This is a genomic window from Shewanella sp. Isolate11 (genome assembly GCF_022398315.1).
In the GTDB taxonomy this organism is placed as follows: Bacteria; Pseudomonadota; Gammaproteobacteria; order Enterobacterales; family Shewanellaceae; genus Shewanella.
Genome location: NZ_JAKEVF010000002.1, coordinates 1 through 20,192 on the forward strand (window position 1 = coordinate 1; position 20,192 = coordinate 20,192).

Genomic DNA, 20,192 nt, shown 5'->3' on the forward strand with positions numbered 1-20,192 from the left:
AAATGAGTCCAATCATTTCTCGGCACTTCCTCCATCCATGGAGGTCGTGATGGTGATACTTGAACAAAAGAATACAGGCACTTGATTGAGTGTGAACCCATTTTATATCTCTTGTTTTTGAAATAGAGACGAGAGCAGCTTTTCAAATTATTTAATTGCAGTCAGCGAAGCTAATGGCTTGGTTGGCAACGCTACGACAAAGCGAGCCTCGCAGTGTACTTTAGTACATGAGAAGTGCAGCGCCGAGTAAGGCCGACAAACGAGGCAGTAGCAAGCGATTAAAAAACAGAATTTGTCTGGAAACCATAGCATTGTGGCCCCACCTGATCCCATCCCGAACTCAGAAGTGAAACGCAATCGCGCCGATGGTAGTGTGGGGTCTCCCCATGTGAGAGTAGGTCATTTCCAGGCGCCTAATTGGTTTTCACTTTTCSTCTTTATAAAGAGAAGTAGTGAAGACAAACAGTTAACTCGTNATCCCATCCCGAACTCAGAAGTGAAACGCAATCGCGCCGATGGTAGTGTGGGGTCTCCCCATGTGAGAGTAGGTCATTTCCAGGCGCCTAATTGGTTTTCACTTTTCCTCTTTATAAAGAGAAGTAGTGAAGACAAACAGTTAACTCGTAAGAGTCGATAAATCCCCAGCATTATTTGTTGGGGATTTTTTCGTTTAAGGACTTTTGAAATACTTGCTAAAACACCTGCTCCCATCCGCTCCTCATCGCTGCGGGCGCCTCAGAAGTGAAACGCAATCGCGCCGATGGTAGTGTGGGGTCTCCCCATGTGTCCCCTTCGAGGATAATAAAGAGTAGGTCATTTCCAGGCGCCTAATTAGTTTTCACTTTTCCTCTTTATAAGAGAAGTAGTGAAGACAACAGTTAACTCGTAAGAGTCGATAAATCCCCAGCATTACTTGTTGGGGATTTTTTCGTTTAAGGACTTTTGAAATACTTACTAAAACACCTGCTCCCATCCGCTCCTTATCGCCGCTGGTGCTCAGAAGTGAAACGCAATCGCGCCGATGGTAGTGTGGGGTCTCCCCATGTGTCCCCTTTGAAGGATAATAAAGAGTAGGTCATTTCCAGGCGCCTATTTGGTTTTCACTTTTCCTCTTTATAAGAGAAGTAGTGAAGACAAAAATTAACTCGTAAGAGAGTCGATAAATCCCCAGCGTTATTTGTTGGGGATTTTTTCGTTTAGTCACATGTGAAATTCTTAACCCGAATTTTTGTTTGCTTAGCAGTATCTAATAGACTTTTCCTATCTCCTCGATTGAAACTATCCGTTATACAGTCAGCCTTGACTGGATTAAATTTAGTATATTGGTTTTAACATTGGAAATTTGAAGATGTCAGCGGTATTTAATGATGAAATAAAGACGCTTAATGATCATAATTTACTAGATCGTTTTGGCCATCTTGATTTTCTTCAAGCTTCGAATGATGAGGGACGCTCCTTTTCTTCGCCTGAAGCGACGACTGCATTGATTGCTGAAGGTGGTGGGCAGCGTGGCATCTTTACCGCAGGTGTTCTCGATGAGTGGCTAATGCAAGGCTTCAACCCGTTTTCATTATTGATTGGTACATCTGCAGGCGCGCAAAATCTATCTAGCTATCTTACGGGGCAGATAGGTTTTGCTCGAACATCAATTACTCAGCTTTCTCGCAAGCCGCAGTTTTTTAATCTAGCTAGAGGAATAAAGGGCCAGCATACTGTCGATTTAGATTGGTATTTTGATCAGGTTAAGCGGCCTGAGTTTAGTTTGAATATGGATTCGGGTGTAGCTCAGCTCCATAATCGAGAGCTGCTGATTAGCATGACAAATAGCTCAAGCTATCTGGCTGAGTTTAGGAAACCAACAAAAGAGAATTGGCTTAAATTATTAAAAGCATCCAGCGCCCTGCCGTTTCTGTATCGTCAAGGGGTGAAGGTAGAAGATGACTTTTATGTTGATGGTGGCTTGTCTGCGCCGCTGCCGGTTGAGGAGGCATATCGCAGAGGGGCAACTAAGATCGTTGTGATAAGGACCATGCCTAAGGCCTACGCCGCTTATACGCCATGGGTAAACCGCCTGAAAGGTTGGATTTGTTCATCTAATCGTTGTCCCAAAGCGCTATATTATTATGTGCACCATGAAGCTGAGTATAAGCGATCATTGTCTTTTATTGCTTCTCCACCTAAAGGGGTTGAGGTGGTTCAGATATTTCCACAGACTGAGCTACACAGTAAGTTATTAGGCAGTTCAGATGATGAGTTAAATAATGATTACTTAATGGGGCGACAAGCGGGTGTTGAGTTTATTAATCAATATGGCCAATTAAAACATCACTAGTTTAACTGCATTTATTTATCGACGCCGATCCGTTCTTTAAAGGCTTTGCGGGTTTGCTCATCGGCTTGTTGATACCAAAAGTCGAGCATCTTGCCGATATCATACTGTGATCTGTTATTGCTAACGTCTTCAGATAGCGGAGTATTATTAGCGTCTGTTGCCGCAATAATCGCAGCTGTGGAAGCCGTTGTCGTTGTTGAAGCTTGCGGTTTAGGCTGATTGTCTACTGTTGTATTGTTAATTGATGTACTTTTTATTTCGGTATGGTGTGTTGATGTCATCGTACTCGATTGTGGCTGGCTGATCGCAGCAACTTTACCTTGGCTATTGTACTGCTTTATTTCAAGTGGATAGTTACGTCCAACCTGCATTCCTTGCTTACGCAATGTATCGATTTGATAATCCAAATTGACGCCTTTGCTATCGATAATTTCTACCATTGGCTTGTTATTGAATCGTTCAGCCTCTTTGGCCGAGTTTATCTCAGGGAGTTTGATTTGGTAGTGATCATCCTTTGCACTAAAGGTGAGAATGATGGCTTCGGAAGTGAAGCGTCGTTGACTGCCGAATTGGCGATAACTTTCAAGGTATTTGAATACAAGTTGCTGCTGGCCATTTTCAGTTTGAAGCTGACGTTGATCGATAGTTTTGCCATTGAGCAGTAGTGGCTCAGTTTCACTGGGAAGATGAATATTTACCGCAGCAGAGGCACTGGATATAAACAATAGTGGGCTACTAATTAGGATTAATAAGATAATTTTCATAGGACTGTAGCTTGGGGACTCGGTAGTTGTTTTATAGCATTGCTGCTTTGGTTTGCAAATGTGTTAGCTTGATAATTATGATATTTTTCTGTTAGATGCGGTCTTTATAACAGTTAAACCCTTTTGCTAGGGTTATAATTTTAAAAACCCTGCTTTGGAGTGTGTTTTGCTTACCAAACTTCTTATTACCTTGCTTATTATCGCTGGCGCGCTGTTTTATATCAGAAAGCCTAAGGTTGAATCGCGACGTGAAACGGCGACGCAGCAAGGGCAACGCTTGTTGTTTAAATATATTGCCATGGCTATTGTGGCCTTGGCTCTGCTTGGCAGTGGTGGTTATTGGTACTGGTCATGGCAATCAGGTAATGAAATTGTCAATGTCACCATAGTTTCTCCCAATGATGGGAACAGTAATATCTATCGAGTACACAAGCGTGATATCGGTATTAATGAGATAACCACGGTTGATGGCATTAAAGTGCGCTTATCTAATCAAGAGCGAGTTGTAATAGCACCTGCGTTATCTCAATAGTATCAATGTTGAATAGTTTTGCGATTGCACCTGCTTGTTCATTAAAGGCTAACAAAGCTGTTCAAGCGCACTTTATTCGGTAGAATAAACAATATTTTTCCCTGCGCTTTGATTTGGCTCTTTTCATCAGAGTGTTTTTTCAGGAGGCCCTATGATCACCGCTTATGTTTACCAAGATAGTCAGCTATCTATTGTTGAGCTTAATATTGAAGATAGTGTTCCTGCTGGCACCTTATGGTTAGATCTGTTTAAACCTGAAGATGATGAACGTGAATGGTTGCGTGGCTACTCTGTTGAGGAACTGCCTGAAGAGGAGGATATCAATGAGATTGAAGCCTCGGCACGTTTTTATCAAAACAAGGATGGTCTGCACATTAACTCATTGTTTCCGCAGCGAGTGGGACAGGATGTAAAAGGGGTTAACATCTCTTTTAACCTGCGCTCACAGTTTCTGGTGACGCTTAGAGAAGATGATGTGGGTTTGATTCGTTTACTGCGTAATTACCTGCGTCTAGGACGTCTAGATGTTAAAACACCTCAGGCTCTCTTTTTGGAGCTATTTAATCTCAAAGTGGATTACCTATCTGATTTAATTGAAGATGTGTATTCGGTACTGGAGAATGTGGGTGAACAAGTTTTTGAAAGTGACGAGCTTGATGATGTATTCAAGTTAATCACTTTGCAGGAAGATTCAAACGGTAAAATTCGTTTGAGTTTGCTCGATACTCAGCGCTCGTTACGTTATATGCAGCGTTATTATCGCGGTAAGTTGACCGATGAAGATTTAAAAGATCTGCGTGAGATGTTATCGGATATCGAGTCTTTGATGCCCCACAGCCAGTTTATTTTCGATAAATTAAACTTTTTGCTCGATGCAGCTATGGGTTTTAGTGGTTTACAACAAAATAAAATTATTAAAATATTTTCGGTTGCGGCGGTGATTTTCCTACCGCCAACGGTAATTGCTAGTGCATATGGGATGAACTTTGCCAATATGCCGGAACTCAGTTGGCAGTTAGGGTATCCAATGGCGATATTAATGATGTTCGGCAGCGCCGCTTCAACTTATTTTTTCTTTAAGCGTAAAGGCTGGCTATAACGCTTGATCTTTTTTCTGAACGGAATAGGGCAAGATACTTGCCCTTTGTTCTATATAGGCATCGGGATTGGTAACCACTTGGTTGAGAAAGACCACTTTATCATTGACCATTTTAGCCGCAAGAATACAGCGTTCTAAAGGATTGTTGCAACGCGACATTTTCAAATTAAAGTTATAGAGACGAGCCCGTAATTGAGGTCGATGATGTTCACTCGCCTGTTCAATTGTTGCTTGACTAAGCTCATCTTGCAATGCAGCTAGCTTGTCTGGATCGTGTTTGGCTAACCATTTCAGCGTGTCAAAATTAGGTAATTCAACCATGGGTTCTCCCTGTATTAAGTAGTATTAATACTTAGCACTTCTATTAATTTTAGTTGCTGATGAAAATGTTGCAGAAAAAGTCTTTTTTATGGCTTTGCTAGTGATTATTGCTGCTTTAGTTTTACTGTTTGAATGGATCTACTAATACCAATCACTTTCTTATACCGATTGGTTAATATCCCGAGCACCACAAATAGGGTTTTGATATTTGAGTTCTTCGTTTGCTTTGCAATGCCTAGGGGTCTATGTCAGCATAACCAAGTTTATGAATAACCTCAGCTAGAGAGTTTTTAATGGATTTTATCGAAGTTTATCCTAACGCCATCCCAGATGAATTGTGCGACCGTTTGATGACCGCTTTTAATCAGCATCCAGGTGTAACTGATGGACAAACCGGACAAGGTGTCGATTTAGAGAAGAAGGTTAGCCATGATATCACCATGGATGCTTTCGAAGATCTAACGCCTTTAAGACATGAGCTGCTTAATTACACTTTGAAAAATAGTGCCCTTTATTTCGAAAAGTATCCCATGGCCTTAATGGGGGCTGTAGCAGTAGCGGTTGCCGATGAAAAAGGCCAACCGCAAACCTTAACCCCGGACAATTTTGAGCGTCTTGGGCGTTCTCGTGTTCAGCCCTTAGTGCAATATCTGTATCGTAGCGGCAGCATCAACATTCAAAAATATCAAAAGCAGAAGGGCGGTTATCCTCATTGGCATTCTGAGCAATTTCCGCAACTAGGCCATAATGAGGCCTTGCATCGTGTTGTGTTGTACATGTATTACCTCAATGATGTTGAGGAAGGTGGTGAAACCGAGTTTTATTACCAACAACGTAAGGTTAAGCCGAAAAAAGGCACTATGGTGATCGCCCCTGCGGGTTTTACCCATAGCCATAGAGGTAATATGCCAATTAGTGGCGATAAGTATATTGCCACCTCATGGGTGATGTTTAATCGTGCTGAAAAGTTATATACCCCGGCAAAATAAGGCTGCTTGAGTTACAGCGGAATACGGATGATAAATTTGGCACCTTCCAGTTCTGAGGTTTCAATATTCAGGGTGCCGTTGTAGCTCGAGACGATTTCATGGCATACGGCGAGGCCGATCCCTTGTCCCGGCCTTTGTGTATCGGCGCGCACACCTCGCTGCAGGATACGCTTACGGATGTTTTCGGCGATCCCAGGGCCATCGTCTTCGATTATCAATACAAATTCCCCATTGTCGCTGTAACTGGCGCTGACACCGACTTGAGATATACACATCTTGAAGGCGTTTTCCATCAAGTTGCCACATAGTTCCATCAAGTCACCTTCATCACCGGGAAATACCTGTTCTGCTGAGACCGCTAAGTGCAATTGTACCTGCTTATCCCGATACACTTTAAATAACATCTGTGACAGTTGGTCAATTAAAGGCGCGACCAAGGTTTGCTGTTGTTTTAAACCTTTGCGGCCAAGCATAGCGCGTTTTAGCTGATATTTAACCAGTTGATCCATCTGGCTAATTTGTTCCATTATTTTGTCATTTGCCAATGATTTACTCAGGCTGTTGTCATCGGTTATCGCATGCACAGCGGCAAGGCGAGTTTTCAAACTGTGGGCTAAATCATTCATGGCGTTTTGGTAACGTTCTTGCTGAGCGTTAGATTGCACCAAAAGCTGGTTTAGTGCTTGGGTGACGCCTTCGAGTTCAACGGGGTAATCTTGCGATAGCGATTGCGCTTTACCACTGCTTACTTGCTGTAGCTCGTTGCGAAGACGCACTAATGGGCGCATTCCCCAATAACCTGCACTGATCAATAAAAATAACGCTAAAGCGATGATCATTCCCAATCGCCAGTAGGTTCTATGGCTGAATTTATCCAGTTCCTGCTCTAGGTTTTGGGCATCTTTTATGACCAGTAGGTTGTATTGCTGCTTACCAAGCTCTACTGGCAATAAGTATAAAAAGTAGTTTTTGCTGTCGGCCAAGGTGAGGTAGTAAGGGGGCGAATCAAAGCGAATGCTATTAAAACGCTCACAGGTATCGAATAAACCCAGAACGGTCGCGCGCGAAGAGCTCCAAATTTGGCGATAATCTTGATCGCAGCTGGCGAGGATATACTTTTGTGGCGTGGTATTTTCTTCGAGCCAGTTGGTGTTTTCTGGGATGATATTGTGTTCTTTGAGCTCTGCTGCGACTTTGGGGATCTCGGCGATGAGTTTGGCGGTTTCTTCATTGTAATGGTTTTGAGCAAACAGAATATTGATTAACCAGGCCAAACCAAAACCGACCAGCGCGATAAGGGATAACGCGGTGACAAACATCCGCGTTAGTAATCGGCGTCTAAATGGAAATTTTAGTTGCATGGTAAATTGAATTTGTAACCTTGGCCACGGATCGTTGCAATGGCGTTATCAAGGCCGCCTTTAGTCAGCTTTTTACGCAAACGGCTGACCATGACTTCAATAGTGTTAGGATCGCCTTCTTTATCGCCATAAATTACATCTAGCAGGCGCTGTTTTGCTACAACCTCATGACAATGGCGCATGAGGTATTCTAGGATATGATACTCAAATGCAGTGACTTCCATGGTTTGCTCGTTGAGCGATACCTGTTTGGCTGCAAGATCTACTTCTAAACTGCCACTGCTGATGATGGGTTTTACGAAACCTGCGCTGCGTCTCACTAAAGCATCTAACCTTGCGACGAGTTCCTCTTTTTGAAAAGGTTTAACTAGATAATCATCGGCTCCGGCGTTAAGGCCTTCGACCTTATCTTGCCAATTGACTCGCGCCGTAAGTATTAAAATTGGGGCTTTTAAACCGGCTTCTCTGAGGCCTCTGATTAGACTCATACCATCTTGGTCGGGTAGGCCTAAATCGACAATTGCTACGTCTATGGGGTAATTGGTTGCTTGGAAGAATCCTTCTTTAGCGGTTAATGCGACTTGAACTTGATTACCGAGTTCGCCAAGTTGTACCTTTAAATGGTGCGACAGGATAGGATCGTCTTCTACCACCAAAATTCTCATTTGCGTTCGCCTAATTAATCAAGTGTTGAACTTTTGTAGTCCGCTTATATTGCCATATTTTATGGCCTGTTTTTTAGCTTCAGACAGTCGAGTTCAGACCCGCTGAATAATGCCAGTTTATAACTGGTTAGCTTAACAGGCACTGACATAAAGGCAATTTAAACTCAGGCGTCGATCCACGATTAAAAATCGAGTAAGTTGGTAGGATTAGTTATGCTTAATGGTTAAAATCATTCTACTTTCAATTAGGAATATATTTGATGTCATTTATTAAAACGGTGTGTTTACTGCTGGCCTGTGTTGTTATGCCGGCATCTTGGGCACAAAGCTTTACTTTTACTGCGATTCCCGACGAAAACGAGAGTCAGCTGAAGACCCGTTTTGAAAAGGTGGCGCGTTATTTAGAATCGGAATTAGGTGTAGAAGTTAACTATATTCCCGTAAAATCTTATGCGGCGGCAGTGACTGCGTTTCGTAATAACCAGGTGCAATTAGCTTGGTTTGGTGGTTTATCGGGTGTGCAGGCTAGACGTTTAGTTCCCGGTTCAAATGCCATTGCTCAAGGTTTTGAGGATCAATACTTTAAGAGTTATTTCATTGCTCATCGCTCTACTGAATTGAACTATTCAACTAATTTCCCCAACCTAAACGGCTATAGCTTTACCTTTGGCTCTAAAGGTTCGACATCAGGTCGACTAATGCCGCAGTTTTATATCGAACGTAACATGGGTAAAAAGGTCGATCAGATATTCTCTCGTGTGGGGTTTTCTGGCGATCACAGCCGAACTATAGCCCAAGTGGAAGCGGGGGCGTATCAGATTGGCGCGGTTAATTATAAAGTATGGGACAGCATGGTTGAGAAAGGACAGATCGACACAGATAAAGTCAAAGTGATTTGGGAAAGTCCAGCTTATCCTGATTATCAATGGACGGTGCGTGCGGGCGTTGATAACACCTATGGGGCTGGCTTTAGTGAGAAACTTAAAACGGCATTACTGAATATGAAAGATCCTGATCTGCTCGCCAGCTTCCCCCGTCAGTCTTTTGTGCCTGCCACCAATAAGGATTATGAACCGATCGAGTCGGTAGCCTTAACCATTGGCTTATTAGATTAATATGCTGTTAGCCCTCGATTCTGTCTCGCTTTATTATGACGATAAGCCGGTTATTGATCAGTTATCTCTGAGCATCAATCAAGGAGAGAAACTTGCTATTGTCGGTGCTTCGGGGGCGGGTAAATCCACGTTGTTGACTCATATCTTTCATCAACTCGAGTCTGATGCCGCGCTGTGTTCTCAGTCCCAAGGTTTGGTCGAAAACTTAAGTATTTTCCATAATATCTATATGGGGGCCTTATGCCGTCATGGTTGGCCCTATAATCTGGCTAACCTAGTTTGGCCTTTTAAGCGTCATTTGGCGGAGGTGAAAACCCTCTGCGATCTGCTTGAATTACCTGTTGCGCTTAATACTCGAGTGTCTGCTTTATCTGGCGGCCAACGTCAACGAGTCGCTATTGCTCGGGCAATTTATCAACAAAAAAATACCTTTTTAGGGGATGAAGCGTTTTCGGCGCTGGACCCTGTGATGGCCAGCCGCTTACTTGAGTATGTTTTAGCTCAACATACCAGCGTGGTAATGGTGCTGCATGATTGTCGTTTAGCCTTAGGGCACTTTGACCGAGTTGTCGGCCTCAAACAGGGCAAGGTGGCTTTAAACCAATTGGCGTGCGAACTTAACGAGCAGATGCTGAGTGAGTTCTTTGATAATCAATTCGTTGAAGCTGTATCTTAATGACTTCAAAATTGCACTTTATTGGGCCTTGGCAACGTTTAACTCTTACTGTCTGGTCGATGGCGTTATTGGGGTTATATTTCGCCGATATCGATGTCATTTCTCTCGAGCCTTGGAACGAGTTTTCTCGTATGTTGCTTGGCTTTATCACTCCCGACTTCTTTGCTACTGAATCGCTATTTCATGCCTTATGGCTCACGGTGAGTTTTGCGCTGTTGGGAGTCGTGTGTGGGCTGCTGATTGGCATTCCGCTGGCTTTTATTTATCAATCCGCTGTAGTTGCCGGGATATGTGCCATGGTGCGTGGCATACATGAGATATTCTGGGCCTTGCTGTTTCTGCAGTTGTTTGGTTTATCGCCCATCACAGGGATAGTGGCGATAGCCTTACCCTATGGCGCCACGTTTGCGCGGGTGTTTCACGATATTTTGCAGCAGGCTCCGAGTCAGACTGGGCAAAACTTACCGTCCAATATCGATAGAGTCAGTGGCTATGTTTATGGCAAGTTAGGCCATGTTTATCCGCTTGTTTTTGCCTATGTGCGTTACCGCTTCGAATGCGCCCTTAGAAGTAGTGCCGTGCTGGGGTTTGTCGGCATGCCCACGGTAGGCTTTTATCTAGAAACGGCATTTAGGCAAGGGAATTATCACGAAGGTGCGGCGCTATTAATTTTGTTGATATTGCTAGTCGGCAGTATCTCATTTTGGGCCAAACGCGCATTAATGCCTATTTACCTATTATTGGCACTGTTTAGCCTTCCGCCAATGGGTGCCATTGATGGCATGTTGATTTGGCAATTTGTTAGCCACGATCTGTTGCCGCCAGGGATTAAAGCCATAGTATATGGCCACGTTGCTTTTACAGATGGATTAGTCCAATGTTTTCATTGGTGGCAGAGATTAACCATAGAACAAGCACTGCCCGCAACCGCGGCCACCCTGGTACTTGCCATTACCGCGCTGGGGGCGACTCATCTGCTCGCGCTAACAGGTTATGCCTGTGCCAGTCGTCATCGTTGTGGCAATATCGGCGCAGGGGCTGGGCAGTTGGTTCTGTTATTACTGCGTTCAACTCCTGAATATTTATTAGCTTTTATTTTTATGATGCTGCTGGGGCCTTCGATGCTGCCAGCCATTGCGGCATTGGCATTACATAATGGCGCGTTAATCGCTTATCTGGTTTCTCGGCAAGACGCATCATTTATACCCAGTAATACATATAAGGCCAACAGTGATCATTTTGCTTTTGAGATCTTACCGCGTATTTATCCAAACCTTATGTCGTTGCTGTTTTATCGTTTTGAAGTGATTTTGCGAGAAACCGCAATTTTTGGTGTGCTGGGTATTGCTACGCTGGGGTTTTATATCGACAGTGCCTTTGCCGAGATCCGTTATAGCAATGCTCTATATCTGTTAATGATCACCGCCTTACTTAATGTTGTTGTTGATGTCGTTGCCCGGCGATTATTGGCTAGACAGCTGCCTCAAGGTGTGAACCTTGGGCAACCCTCCTGTATTAGTTAATTCGACGCTTTATCAAGGCTTGGCAGTAGTAGGCTGCGATTAAGGTAAATACAATCACGCCAGACATGATAGCCGCCAGCCTGAGCCAAGGTGCGTTCATCGATTGGCGCATTTGCACATAGTCAAAGGTGCTGCTTCCCCACACAAAAATAGCACTTACCAGTAAACCCAATTGTAATAGGCGAATTGCATAAACTTGGCGCATAAAAAGCAGGATAGGCGCGATGACATAGGCAATACACAGCATCGTTTGGCCGTATCTGAGAAAGTGCGCCCCGAGGAGTGCGTAGGCTAAAAATACGATTAAATTGCGCCACCACATATTTTTTTCTCCATACTTTCTCTTCATGATCATGGAATAGAGTTTGTTTTAACTCTTGCTGGACAGGTCTTTGTTGTCATGCAATTTGGTCTCTGAGCATATCTTACCCAAGTCAATATTCACATATTCCATATCTGTTTTCGTGATTGATGTTGGCACAAACTTCAGCGTAGGTTTGGTTTTTGGGCAGTTATTGAATTGTGCTAAATAAGAATGAGCTAAACATCTCTTTTAATATCAAGATTATAAGTTGTTTAATCTAATTAAGGGATCTTTAAAACAATAAAAAGAGCTAAAGGACAGTGAAAGTTTTCCGATAGAAATAGTGTAATACGCTAGGTTCCGGCTATTTCAGCCATATAAATGGGATATAAAGTCCTTCGGAAGATGTAAGTATGAAATTAAAAACTAAACTGCTGCTCAACACTGTTGTTACGATCACTGTCTTATTTGCAGTTTTTGGCCTGCAACAGTATTCAAATGGAACCGTGAAATCGCTGAGCCATGCCCTTACAACAACGGCGCACCTTGAAGCTAAAGTATTAGCGGTTCGCAATGCGGAGAAAAACTTCCTCAGCAGCAAAGATATTAAGCTAAAGTCGGTGCATCAAGAGGCATTACAAAGTGTCGAAGCCGATATTAAGGTGTTAAAAGCCACTTTTATTGAGCATGATTTAGATACGCGTCATTTTGATGATTTGTCTCGTGCGCTAAAGTCTTATGAAGACGCAGCAGTCTCTGTCTTTGATTTACAAGAAAAAATTGGTCTTTCTCCCACCGATGGTTTGATGGGAGTACTTCGTAATGCTGCCCATACCCTTGAAAAAGAATTTGATGTGTCCGGTGAACTTCAAGGTTTAAAAGTGACATTACTGCAAATTCGCCGTGCAGAAAAAGATTTCTTATTACGTCATGACATGAAATATGCCGCTAAAGTACAGGACTATGTTGATGAGCTTTACTCGCAACTTGCTGAGCTTGAGCGTGGACAGCTTAGTGTCGACAGTAAAAAAGCTAACTTAGGTATTTATATTAAGTCGTTCTTGGCGGTAACTGAGGCTGAGCAAACGTTAGGTCTTGATGGTTCTCAGGGGCTACTTGCTAATATGAGCAAAACAGCGGCCAATGCTGAAAGAACTATCGAAGAAATCAGTGAAACCTCAGATATCGCTATCGTGGAAGCAGAGCAGCATGGTTGGGTTATTAACATTCTGTTCTTCGTCTTTATCGTTATCTTACTTGGAATGCTGACGATACTGCTTTCGCGAAATATTGTTAACAGCATTAGTGGTATTACCAAAGTTATTGAAGAGATTAAAGACAGTAACGATCTAACATTACGCTGTGAGACCAGTGACGATGAACTTGGTCAAATTGGTGCCTCAATTAACGCGATGCTTGCTAGTTTTAACGCATTAATTAATGAAGTTACTAACTCGATTGCGCAGGTGAGAGACTCGAGTAATCAACTGCAGCAATACTCAGAAAGTACATCGCAAGGTGTTGAGCAACAACTACAAGAAACCGATATGGTGGCAACGGCTATCACTGAGATGGGGGCGACCATTGATGATATCTCGCAAAATACTGAGCTAGCCGCCGAACGTGCCGAAAAAGCCCATCAGAATACTCAAAATGGTTTGAATAGTGTCGAGCAGACAATTGGTAAGATCCAATCATTGACTGACAAGTTGTCGCAGTCGGCTGATGTGGTTGCAGAGCTCGATAAAGATAGTCAAACCATAGGTACAGTACTTGATGTTATTCGTGCTATTGCCGAACAGACTAACCTACTTGCGCTTAACGCGGCGATTGAAGCGGCAAGAGCCGGTGAGCAAGGTAGAGGTTTTGCGGTGGTCGCCGATGAAGTTCGTAGCCTAGCATTTCGTACTCAGGAGTCTACCGAAGAGATCTCTAAGATTATCGATACCTTGCAAAGCAGAACCAAAAATATTGTTGAACTGATGCAAGAAACTCAGATTCAGGGGCAGGATAGTTCACAGCAAGCGGCATCTGCTGGTGGATTGTTGCAACAGATCAATAGCGACATTACTGAGATTCTCGACATGAGTACCCAGATTGCAGCAGCGGTTGAGCAGCAAAGTACGGTAGCGAGTGAAGTGAATAAGAACATCAGCAGTATTCGCGATGTAGCACAAGAAACCGCTAATACCTCACTCAATAACAAGCAGTTATCTATGGAACTTGAAGTTCAGTGTGAGTCATTAAATGAATCGGTTAGCCGCTTTAAGACCCAAGCTTAAGCGTTACAATTGGCGTGGGAGCTAATCGCGCCAAGTAAATTGAATAAAAGCCTCATCAAATGATGAGGTTTTTTATTGCCTATGGAGAGTTAGAACTTGGCTAACCAAAGTCGAAGCTTCATTCCCCAGCTGCTGGTGGCACCAGAGGTTTTATAGCGGATTTGACCTTCGGCATCGACAATATAGATAGATGGAAATGCCATGGCTCCCCAGGTTTGATGCAACTGAGTCTTATCGTTTATCACATCGAATTGATATTGATGTTCAAGCATAAACTGATTTATCTGCTCATCGGTTCCTGAGCCAACTGCGATACTGATCACCTTGGCACCTGGCGCAAGACTATTGACCATGGGCGAGGTGATTCGGCACACCGGGCACCAAGTGCCCCAGAAATAAACTAGGGTTGGTTGAACGTTGGCAAAGTGAATGGCCTCTCCCTGAGTGCTGATGGCATCAATTGCCGGTGCTTGGCCACTGAGCATGTGTCTCTGTTGATAGCTGAGTAGGGCAAAAGCAAACAGAGCCAGAAAGATAAAGTCTCTGAGATAACGATAGCGTTTACGTTTTGGCGTGAGCCAAGAGCTTATAGCGAGTTTTCGATTGAGCCAAGACACATCAATTTACGCAGACTATTAGCGATTAGAGGAATTCGCTAGGGGTTTGGCGAGTCCAGATTCGAGTGTAGGCCATCAGTTGTGGGTAGAAGGTGCGAAAGGCAATCTCGATGTCGATATCCATTTTCTCTACCGCTTTAGTCGCCCCTTTAAAAATTTCGGGTTTAGATATGCGTTTAGCGACCGATTCGATGGTTTGATTTAATCCTTGGCGGCTCTGGTAGCCGGTGAGCCAATTTTCACTGCGCATTCTAGGTATCAACGTATTGAGCTTTTCTGGCAAATCAGGCGTGTTGTCTAATTGGCTATAAGCTTTTAGGGCAAAATCCGCTAGAGATTGGTTGTGGTATTCGTCCCAATATTTGGCAAGCATATGATCAAATGACAAATCAATTAAGATGGGCGCTGCGCGTTGCAAAGCTGTTGGAAACGCAGCCCTTAACTCTTTAGTGAGCTCATGGCTGTCGGTAAGCGAGTCTATTTGTCGATGTAGCCAGATCCCTTGTTGAAGCGATTTGGGGTGATCGGCAATATTGCCTTTGGCAAAATCACCAGCCAAATTTGCGCCAAGACTCGTGTTGCTATTATCTGCAAGATGAAGGTGTGCCAGAAAGTTCATGAATAGTCTATATTTGTCTTTATCAAATCTCTGTTTTCACGTTATCATGGCCTGATGTGCTAAGGAACCTTTTATTTTGTGCTTGTGTTTGAGAAGACAAATTAGGCTGGCCTTAAGGATGTGCGCATGATGACACTTTATTAATCAAGTATATCGGTTATAGGATCATGGACGATGTGGAGCTGGTTATCACAGTTATATGCCCAAAAATCTCAGCCTAAACGAAAGCGTGTGCAGGTTGACATTCCCATAGAGCAGAGTCGTTACAGCGGTTTTTCTGCAGGTTCCCCCAAAGACAGTCGCCATCACGGTAAAGACAAAGGCGTTAACTAGTGCGTGTTCCTTGATCTTCTGCGTTTCAGCCAATAGACTAGCGGCCGATTTATGTTAAGCAGAGACTAATTATGCGAGTTGCCGACTTTTCTTTTGATCTTCCTGATGAACTGATTGCCAGATATCCCATGGCAGAGCGAACTGCTTCACGTTTGCTCATTTTAGATGGTGAGACAGGTGCAGTTGCCGATAAGCAGTTTACCGATATTTTGGCCATGGTTAATCCTGGCGATTTAATGGTATTTAACAACACGCGAGTGATCCCTGCACGACTATTCGGCCAGAAGCAGACCGGCGGCAAACTGGAAGTTCTTGTTGAGCGGATGCTAGATGAAAAGCGTATTCTCGCTCATGTTCGTAGTTCAAAATCCCCTAAAGTTAACAGTATCATTGTTTTAGATGGCGATTATCAAATGACCATGGTCGCGCGCCATGATGCCTTATTTGAGCTTGAGTTAAACAGTGATAAAACTATCTTAGAAGTGTTGGAAGAGGTAGGGCATATGCCATTACCTCCCTATATCGACCGTCCTGATGAGGATGCCGATAAAGAGCGCTATCAAACTGTCTATAACCAAAATCCAGGTGCAGTCGCTGCGCCGACAGCGGGTTTACATTTCGACGATAACTTGCTGGAACAGCTTAAAGAGAAAGGGGTTAACACCGCCTTTGTGACTTTGCATGTGGGAGCTGGCACCTTTCAGCCGGTTCGTGTTGACAACATTCTCGAACATAAGATGCATTCAGAGTGGGCTCAGGTTTCACAAGAGGTTGTCGATCAAATTAATGCTACGAAGGCATCGGGTAATCGAGTGATAGCCGTGGGAACAACTTCAGTTCGTTCACTGGAAAGTGCAGCTAAGGCCAGTGCTGGTAAACTTAAACCTTTCAGCAGTGATACCGATATCTTTATTTACCCTGGATATGAGTTCCAAGTGGTCGATGCCATGGTGACAAACTTCCATCTACCAGAGTCGACGTTGATTATGCTGATTAGTGCGTTTGCCGGTTTTGATGAAGTAAAAAATGCCTATCAGCACGCGATCGAACAAAAATACCGCTTTTTTAGCTATGGTGATGCCATGTTTGTGACTAAAAAAGCGAATTAACAAGTGATTTTGTTTTAAAATACCCACCCCACTTACGCGGTGGGTATTTTTTTAGATTTTTTTGTGATTTAGGGTTGATACTGAATTGTTTGCCCTTATCTGTTGTTTAATGGCGCAACAAAAGTTTGCGTAACTCAAAGTCAGACTGTTTCTCTGGCGAGGTGAATTATGAAATTTGAATTAGATACGACCGATGGCCGTGCACGTCGTGGTCGCTTAGTGTTTGAACGTGGCACTGTAGAAACGCCAGCATTTATGCCGGTTGGCACCTACGGTACGGTAAAAGGAATGACACCTGAAGAAGTTCGAGCGACCGGTGCCGATATTCTGTTGGGTAATACTTTCCATCTCTGGCTACGTCCAGGCGAAGAGATCATGCGTAAGCATGGTGATTTGCATGATTTTATGAACTGGCAGCGTCCGATTTTGACTGACTCTGGTGGATTCCAGGTTTTCAGCCTTGGTGATATTCGTAAGATCACCGAAGAAGGGGTGCATTTCCGTTCGCCCATCAATGGTGAGAAAGTGTTCTTGGATCCTGAAAAGTCGATGCAGATCCAGGACTCATTAGGCAGCGACGTGGTGATGATTTTTGATGAATGTACACCGTATCCTGCAACTGAAGATGAAGCGCGCAAATCGATGCAGATGTCATTGCGCTGGGCTAAACGCTCTCGCGATGAGTTTAACCGACTGGAAAACCCTAATTCATTGTTTGGGATTATTCAGGGTGGTGTCTATGAAGATCTGCGTGATGAAAGTCTTGAAGGCTTAGTTAACATAGGTTTCGATGGCTATGCTATTGGTGGTTTAGCCGTTGGTGAGCCAAAAGAAGATATGCACCGAATTTTGGAGCATGTTTGTCCTAAAATCCCAACCGATAAACCACGTTATTTGATGGGGGTCGGTAAGCCAGAAGATTTGGTTGAAGGCGTACGTCGTGGCGTTGATATGTTTGATTGCGTCATGCCAACACGTAATGCTCGTAATGGTCATCTGTTTACCAGTGAAGGCGTTATCAAGATCCGCAATGCGCGTCATCGTGATGACACTTCACCACTCGATACTAAATGTGATTGTTATACCTGTAAGAACTACTCACGGGCATACTTGTACCATTTAGATCGTTGCAACGAAATTTTGGGAGCGCGTTTAAATACCATCCATAACCTACGTTATTATCAAATGTTGATGGAAGGTTTGCGTGGCGCAATCGAGACAGGTACATTAGACGCCTTTGTTGAGGAGTTCTATACCAGTCAAGGTCGTGAAGTCCCTAAGTTATCCGATTAATACAACTGCTAATAAGAAGAGAGAAATATGTTCATTTCAAATGCATACGCAAATACAGCTGGGGCACCTGCGGGTGGTGGCACCATGGAATTGATTTTCATGTTGGTCATTTTTGGTTTGATTTTCTATTTCATGATTTTCCGTCCTCAGTCAAAGCGTGTTAAAGAGCATAAAAACCTAATGAGCTCATTGAGCAAAGGTGATGAGGTATTAACGAGCGGTGGGATCTTAGGCAAAATCGCCAAGATCAGCGACGAGAATGATTACGTTTTGTTAGCGATTAACGAAACAACAGAAATCACGATTAAAAAGGATTATATCGCGGCTGTGTTGCCTAAAGGGTCTATTAAGTCACTTTAAGTTATATCTAAGTCACTTTAAGCCAAGAGGGCGATGGTGTGTTAAATAAATACCCAATGTGGAAAAACCTAATGGTGATAATTATTATCGCCGTAGGTGCATTCTACGCAATACCAAATTTATTTGGTGAAGACCATGCTGTACAGGTCGTTGCAAGTCGTGGTGCCGAAGTCAATGTATCGACTCAGACGCAAGTCAACGAGATATTGACTGCAAAAGGGATCACGGTTAAACGTTCTGAGCTAGAAAATGGTCAGTTATTAGTACGTGTGGCGAACGCAGAGCAGCAATTGTTAGCGAAAGAGGCCATTGCAGATTCACTCGGTAATAAGTATATCGTCGCGTTAAACTTAGCGCCTGCGACACCTAAGTGGTTAGAGTCTATGGGCGGTAGTCCAATGAAACTAGGTCTCGACTTACGTGGTGGTGTGCACTTCTTGATGGAAGTGGACATGAGTGAAGCAATTCGCAAGATGACCGAAGCTAAAATCGCCGATTTTAGAGCCGATCTTCGTAGTGAAAAGATTCGCTACGCGGGCATTCGCAATACCCCTAAAGGGATTGAGATTAAGTTCCGTGATGCAGAAAACCTCACTAAAGCAGAACGATTCCTAAAAACACGTAGTAATGACATGGTGTTTACTGATGTCACTGCTGGTGATAATTACCAGTTACTGGCAAGCATGAGCGAGGTCTACCTTAAGCAGATTAAGGAAGAGGCGCTGCAGCAAAACATCACCACATTGCGTAACCGTGTAAACGAATTGGGTGTTGCTGAGCCTGTGGTACAACGCCAAGGTGCAGAACGCATCATCGTCGAACTGCCTGGTGTACAAGATACAGCCCGCGCTAAAGACATTCTAGGTGCAACAGCGTCAATCGAATTCCATATGGTTGATGAAAAAGCTGATGCAGCGGCTATTGCTAGTGGTCGTATTGCTGCCACATCGCAAATTTACAACCGTCGTCAAGGTGGTCAAGTTGCGTTGCAAAAAGCCGTTATGCTCACTGGTGATCATATCCAAGGTGCCCAGCCAAGTTTCGATGAATATAGTCGTCCTCAAGTATCGATTAATCTCGATGCGAAAGGCGGATCTATCTTCTCAAATGTCACTAAAGACAATATTGGCAAGCCAATGGCGACACTGTTTATCGAATATAAAGATAACGGTGCTAAAAACCCAGATGGTAGCGTCAAGATGGATAAGATTGAAGAGGTGATTTCGGTCGCGACAATTCAAGCCCGTCTTGGTCGTAACTTCGTTATTACCGGTCTAGACCATTCTGAAGCTCAAAACCTCGCGTTACTACTTCGTGCCGGTGCATTGATTGCGCCAGTTTCGATTGTAGAAGAACGTACCATTGGCCCAAGCCTAGGTGCCGAGAATATCGAAAACGGTGTTCAGGCGATGATTTGGGGGATGGCGGTTGTACTTATCTTTATGCTGGTTTATTACCGTGGATTTGGTCTGATCGCTAATCTAGCGTTGACAGCTAACTTAGTCATGGTTGTTGGGGTTATGTCGATGATCCCTGGCGCGGTTTTAACGCTGCCAGGTATTGCCGGTATGGTACTGACTGTTGGTATGGCTGTTGATGGTAACGTGCTTATTTACGAGCGTATTCGAGAAGAGTTACGTGCTGGTCGTAGCGTTCAGCAAGCTATTCATGAAGGCTACGGCAACGCGTTTTCAACCATTGCCGATGCTAACATTACCACCTTTATGACAGCGTTAATCCTGTTTGCTGTGGGAACCGGTGCCGTTAAAGGCTTCGCGGTGACACTGATGATAGGTATTGCAACGTCTATGTTTACTTCCATTGTCGGTACACGTTCAATCGTGAACGCGATGTGGGGCGGTAAGCGTGTGAAGAAACTGTCGATTTAAGGGGAAGTT

Annotated in this window: 20 protein-coding genes and 1 rRNA gene; 14 read left to right on the forward strand and 7 right to left on the reverse strand. The window is 43.7% G+C overall.

The features are described from left to right. The first annotated feature begins 295 nt into the window (after positions 1–295). Both rrf and L1D21_RS05180 read left to right on the forward strand, forming a co-directional pair. Positions 296–411, forward strand: a 5S ribosomal RNA gene (rrf, locus tag L1D21_RS05175). A 937-nt stretch (positions 412–1,348) separates the two neighbouring features. Continuing rightward, a complete protein-coding gene (locus tag L1D21_RS05180) occupies positions 1,349–2,332 on the forward strand; it encodes a patatin family protein (RefSeq protein ID WP_239844196.1) in 984 nt (327 codons plus the stop codon). A gap of 11 nt (positions 2,333–2,343) precedes the next feature. Here the strand turns inward: L1D21_RS05180 and L1D21_RS05185 are convergent, their stop codons facing one another. Beyond that, on the reverse strand, positions 2,344–3,096 hold the full coding sequence (locus tag L1D21_RS05185; RefSeq protein WP_239844197.1) for a DUF2057 domain-containing protein: 753 nt from the start codon (positions 3,094–3,096) through the stop codon (positions 2,344–2,346). 166 nt (positions 3,097–3,262) lie between these two features. Between L1D21_RS05185 and L1D21_RS05190 the strand changes: the two genes are divergently transcribed. After that, positions 3,263–3,628, forward strand: a complete 366-nt coding sequence (locus tag L1D21_RS05190) for a hypothetical protein (RefSeq protein ID WP_239844198.1) — start codon at positions 3,263–3,265, stop codon at positions 3,626–3,628. A gap of 151 nt (positions 3,629–3,779) precedes the next feature. Beyond that, positions 3,780–4,727 carry a magnesium/cobalt transporter CorA gene (corA, locus tag L1D21_RS05195; RefSeq protein ID WP_239844199.1) on the forward strand — a complete coding sequence of 316 codons (948 nt, stop codon included), beginning with the start codon at positions 3,780–3,782 and terminating at the stop codon, positions 4,725–4,727. On the opposite strand, the gene L1D21_RS05200 is transcribed toward corA, so the two are convergent. After that, positions 4,722–5,048 (reverse strand): DUF3135 domain-containing protein, encoded by a 327-nt coding sequence (locus L1D21_RS05200; RefSeq protein WP_239844200.1) that lies wholly within the window; start codon positions 5,046–5,048, stop codon positions 4,722–4,724. The two genes, corA and L1D21_RS05200, sit on opposite strands and share 6 nt — an antisense overlap. A 293-nt stretch (positions 5,049–5,341) precedes the next feature. Here L1D21_RS05200 and L1D21_RS05205 point away from each other — a divergent pair, with 293 nt between their 5' ends. Further along, entirely contained in the window at positions 5,342–6,037 is a 696-nt protein-coding gene (locus L1D21_RS05205) for a 2OG-Fe(II) oxygenase (RefSeq protein WP_239844201.1), read from the forward strand. A gap of 11 nt (positions 6,038–6,048) precedes the next feature. Here the strand turns inward: L1D21_RS05205 and L1D21_RS05210 are convergent, their stop codons facing one another. Together L1D21_RS05210 and L1D21_RS05215 are read right to left on the reverse strand one after the other, a co-directional pair. Next, complete coding sequence (locus L1D21_RS05210; protein WP_239844202.1) at positions 6,049–7,398, reverse strand: ATP-binding protein; 1,350 nt, start codon at positions 7,396–7,398, stop codon at positions 6,049–6,051. Next, entirely contained in the window at positions 7,389–8,063 is a 675-nt protein-coding gene (locus L1D21_RS05215) for a response regulator (RefSeq protein WP_239844203.1), read from the reverse strand. The genes L1D21_RS05210 and L1D21_RS05215 overlap by 10 nt, the downstream gene beginning before the upstream one ends. Before the next feature lie 260 nt (positions 8,064–8,323). Here L1D21_RS05215 and L1D21_RS05220 point away from each other — a divergent pair, with 260 nt between their 5' ends. The 3 genes from L1D21_RS05220 to L1D21_RS05230 are packed head-to-tail and all read left to right on the forward strand — an operon-like array spanning position 8,324 to position 11,377. Next, complete coding sequence (locus L1D21_RS05220; protein ID WP_239844204.1) at positions 8,324–9,178, forward strand: putative selenate ABC transporter substrate-binding protein; 855 nt, start codon at positions 8,324–8,326, stop codon at positions 9,176–9,178. A 1-nt stretch (position 9,179) separates the two neighbouring features. Next, entirely contained in the window at positions 9,180–9,854 is a 675-nt protein-coding gene (locus tag L1D21_RS05225) for an ATP-binding cassette domain-containing protein (RefSeq protein WP_239844205.1), read from the forward strand. Next, entirely contained in the window at positions 9,854–11,377 is a 1,524-nt protein-coding gene (locus L1D21_RS05230) for an ABC transporter permease (protein WP_239844206.1), read from the forward strand. The genes L1D21_RS05225 and L1D21_RS05230 overlap by 1 nt, the downstream gene beginning before the upstream one ends. Here the strand turns inward: L1D21_RS05230 and L1D21_RS05235 are convergent. Then, complete coding sequence (locus tag L1D21_RS05235) at positions 11,370–11,699, reverse strand: hypothetical protein (protein WP_239844207.1); 330 nt, start codon at positions 11,697–11,699, stop codon at positions 11,370–11,372. The two genes, L1D21_RS05230 and L1D21_RS05235, sit on opposite strands and share 8 nt — an antisense overlap. Positions 11,700–12,094: 395 nt before the next feature. Here L1D21_RS05235 and L1D21_RS05240 point away from each other — a divergent pair, with 395 nt between their 5' ends. Then, the gene (locus L1D21_RS05240; protein ID WP_239844208.1) at positions 12,095–13,963 is read left to right on the forward strand and encodes a methyl-accepting chemotaxis protein; all 1,869 of its coding nucleotides are present in this window, start codon (positions 12,095–12,097) and stop codon (positions 13,961–13,963) included. Positions 13,964–14,052: 89 nt separating this feature from the next. Here the strand turns inward: L1D21_RS05240 and L1D21_RS05245 are convergent, their stop codons facing one another. Both L1D21_RS05245 and L1D21_RS05250 read right to left on the reverse strand, forming a co-directional pair. After that, positions 14,053–14,580 (reverse strand): protein disulfide oxidoreductase, encoded by a 528-nt coding sequence (locus tag L1D21_RS05245; protein WP_239844209.1) that lies wholly within the window; start codon positions 14,578–14,580, stop codon positions 14,053–14,055. 25 nt (positions 14,581–14,605) lie between these two features. Then, the gene (locus tag L1D21_RS05250; protein ID WP_239844210.1) at positions 14,606–15,199 is read right to left on the reverse strand and encodes an ACP phosphodiesterase; all 594 of its coding nucleotides are present in this window, start codon (positions 15,197–15,199) and stop codon (positions 14,606–14,608) included. Positions 15,200–15,373: 174 nt separating this feature from the next. Here L1D21_RS05250 and L1D21_RS05255 point away from each other — a divergent pair, with 174 nt between their 5' ends. The 5 genes from L1D21_RS05255 to secD all read left to right on the forward strand — a co-directional run bounded on the left by L1D21_RS05255 (position 15,374) and on the right by secD (position 20,183). Then, positions 15,374–15,532: a hypothetical protein gene (locus tag L1D21_RS05255; protein WP_239844211.1), complete on the forward strand. Its 159-nt coding sequence runs from the start codon at positions 15,374–15,376 to the stop codon at positions 15,530–15,532. Between the two features lie 71 nt (positions 15,533–15,603). Then, a complete protein-coding gene (queA, locus tag L1D21_RS05260; protein WP_239844212.1) occupies positions 15,604–16,641 on the forward strand; it encodes a tRNA preQ1(34) S-adenosylmethionine ribosyltransferase-isomerase QueA in 1,038 nt (345 codons plus the stop codon). A 168-nt stretch (positions 16,642–16,809) separates the two neighbouring features. After that, a complete protein-coding gene (tgt, locus tag L1D21_RS05265; protein WP_239844213.1) occupies positions 16,810–17,934 on the forward strand; it encodes a tRNA guanosine(34) transglycosylase Tgt in 1,125 nt (374 codons plus the stop codon). A 27-nt stretch (positions 17,935–17,961) separates the two neighbouring features. Further along, on the forward strand, positions 17,962–18,294 hold the full coding sequence (gene yajC / locus L1D21_RS05270) for a preprotein translocase subunit YajC (protein ID WP_239844214.1): 333 nt from the start codon (positions 17,962–17,964) through the stop codon (positions 18,292–18,294). 38 nt (positions 18,295–18,332) lie between these two features. Next, positions 18,333–20,183: a protein translocase subunit SecD gene (secD, locus tag L1D21_RS05275; RefSeq protein WP_239844215.1), complete on the forward strand. Its 1,851-nt coding sequence runs from the start codon at positions 18,333–18,335 to the stop codon at positions 20,181–20,183. Positions 20,184–20,192 lie beyond the last annotated feature (9 nt).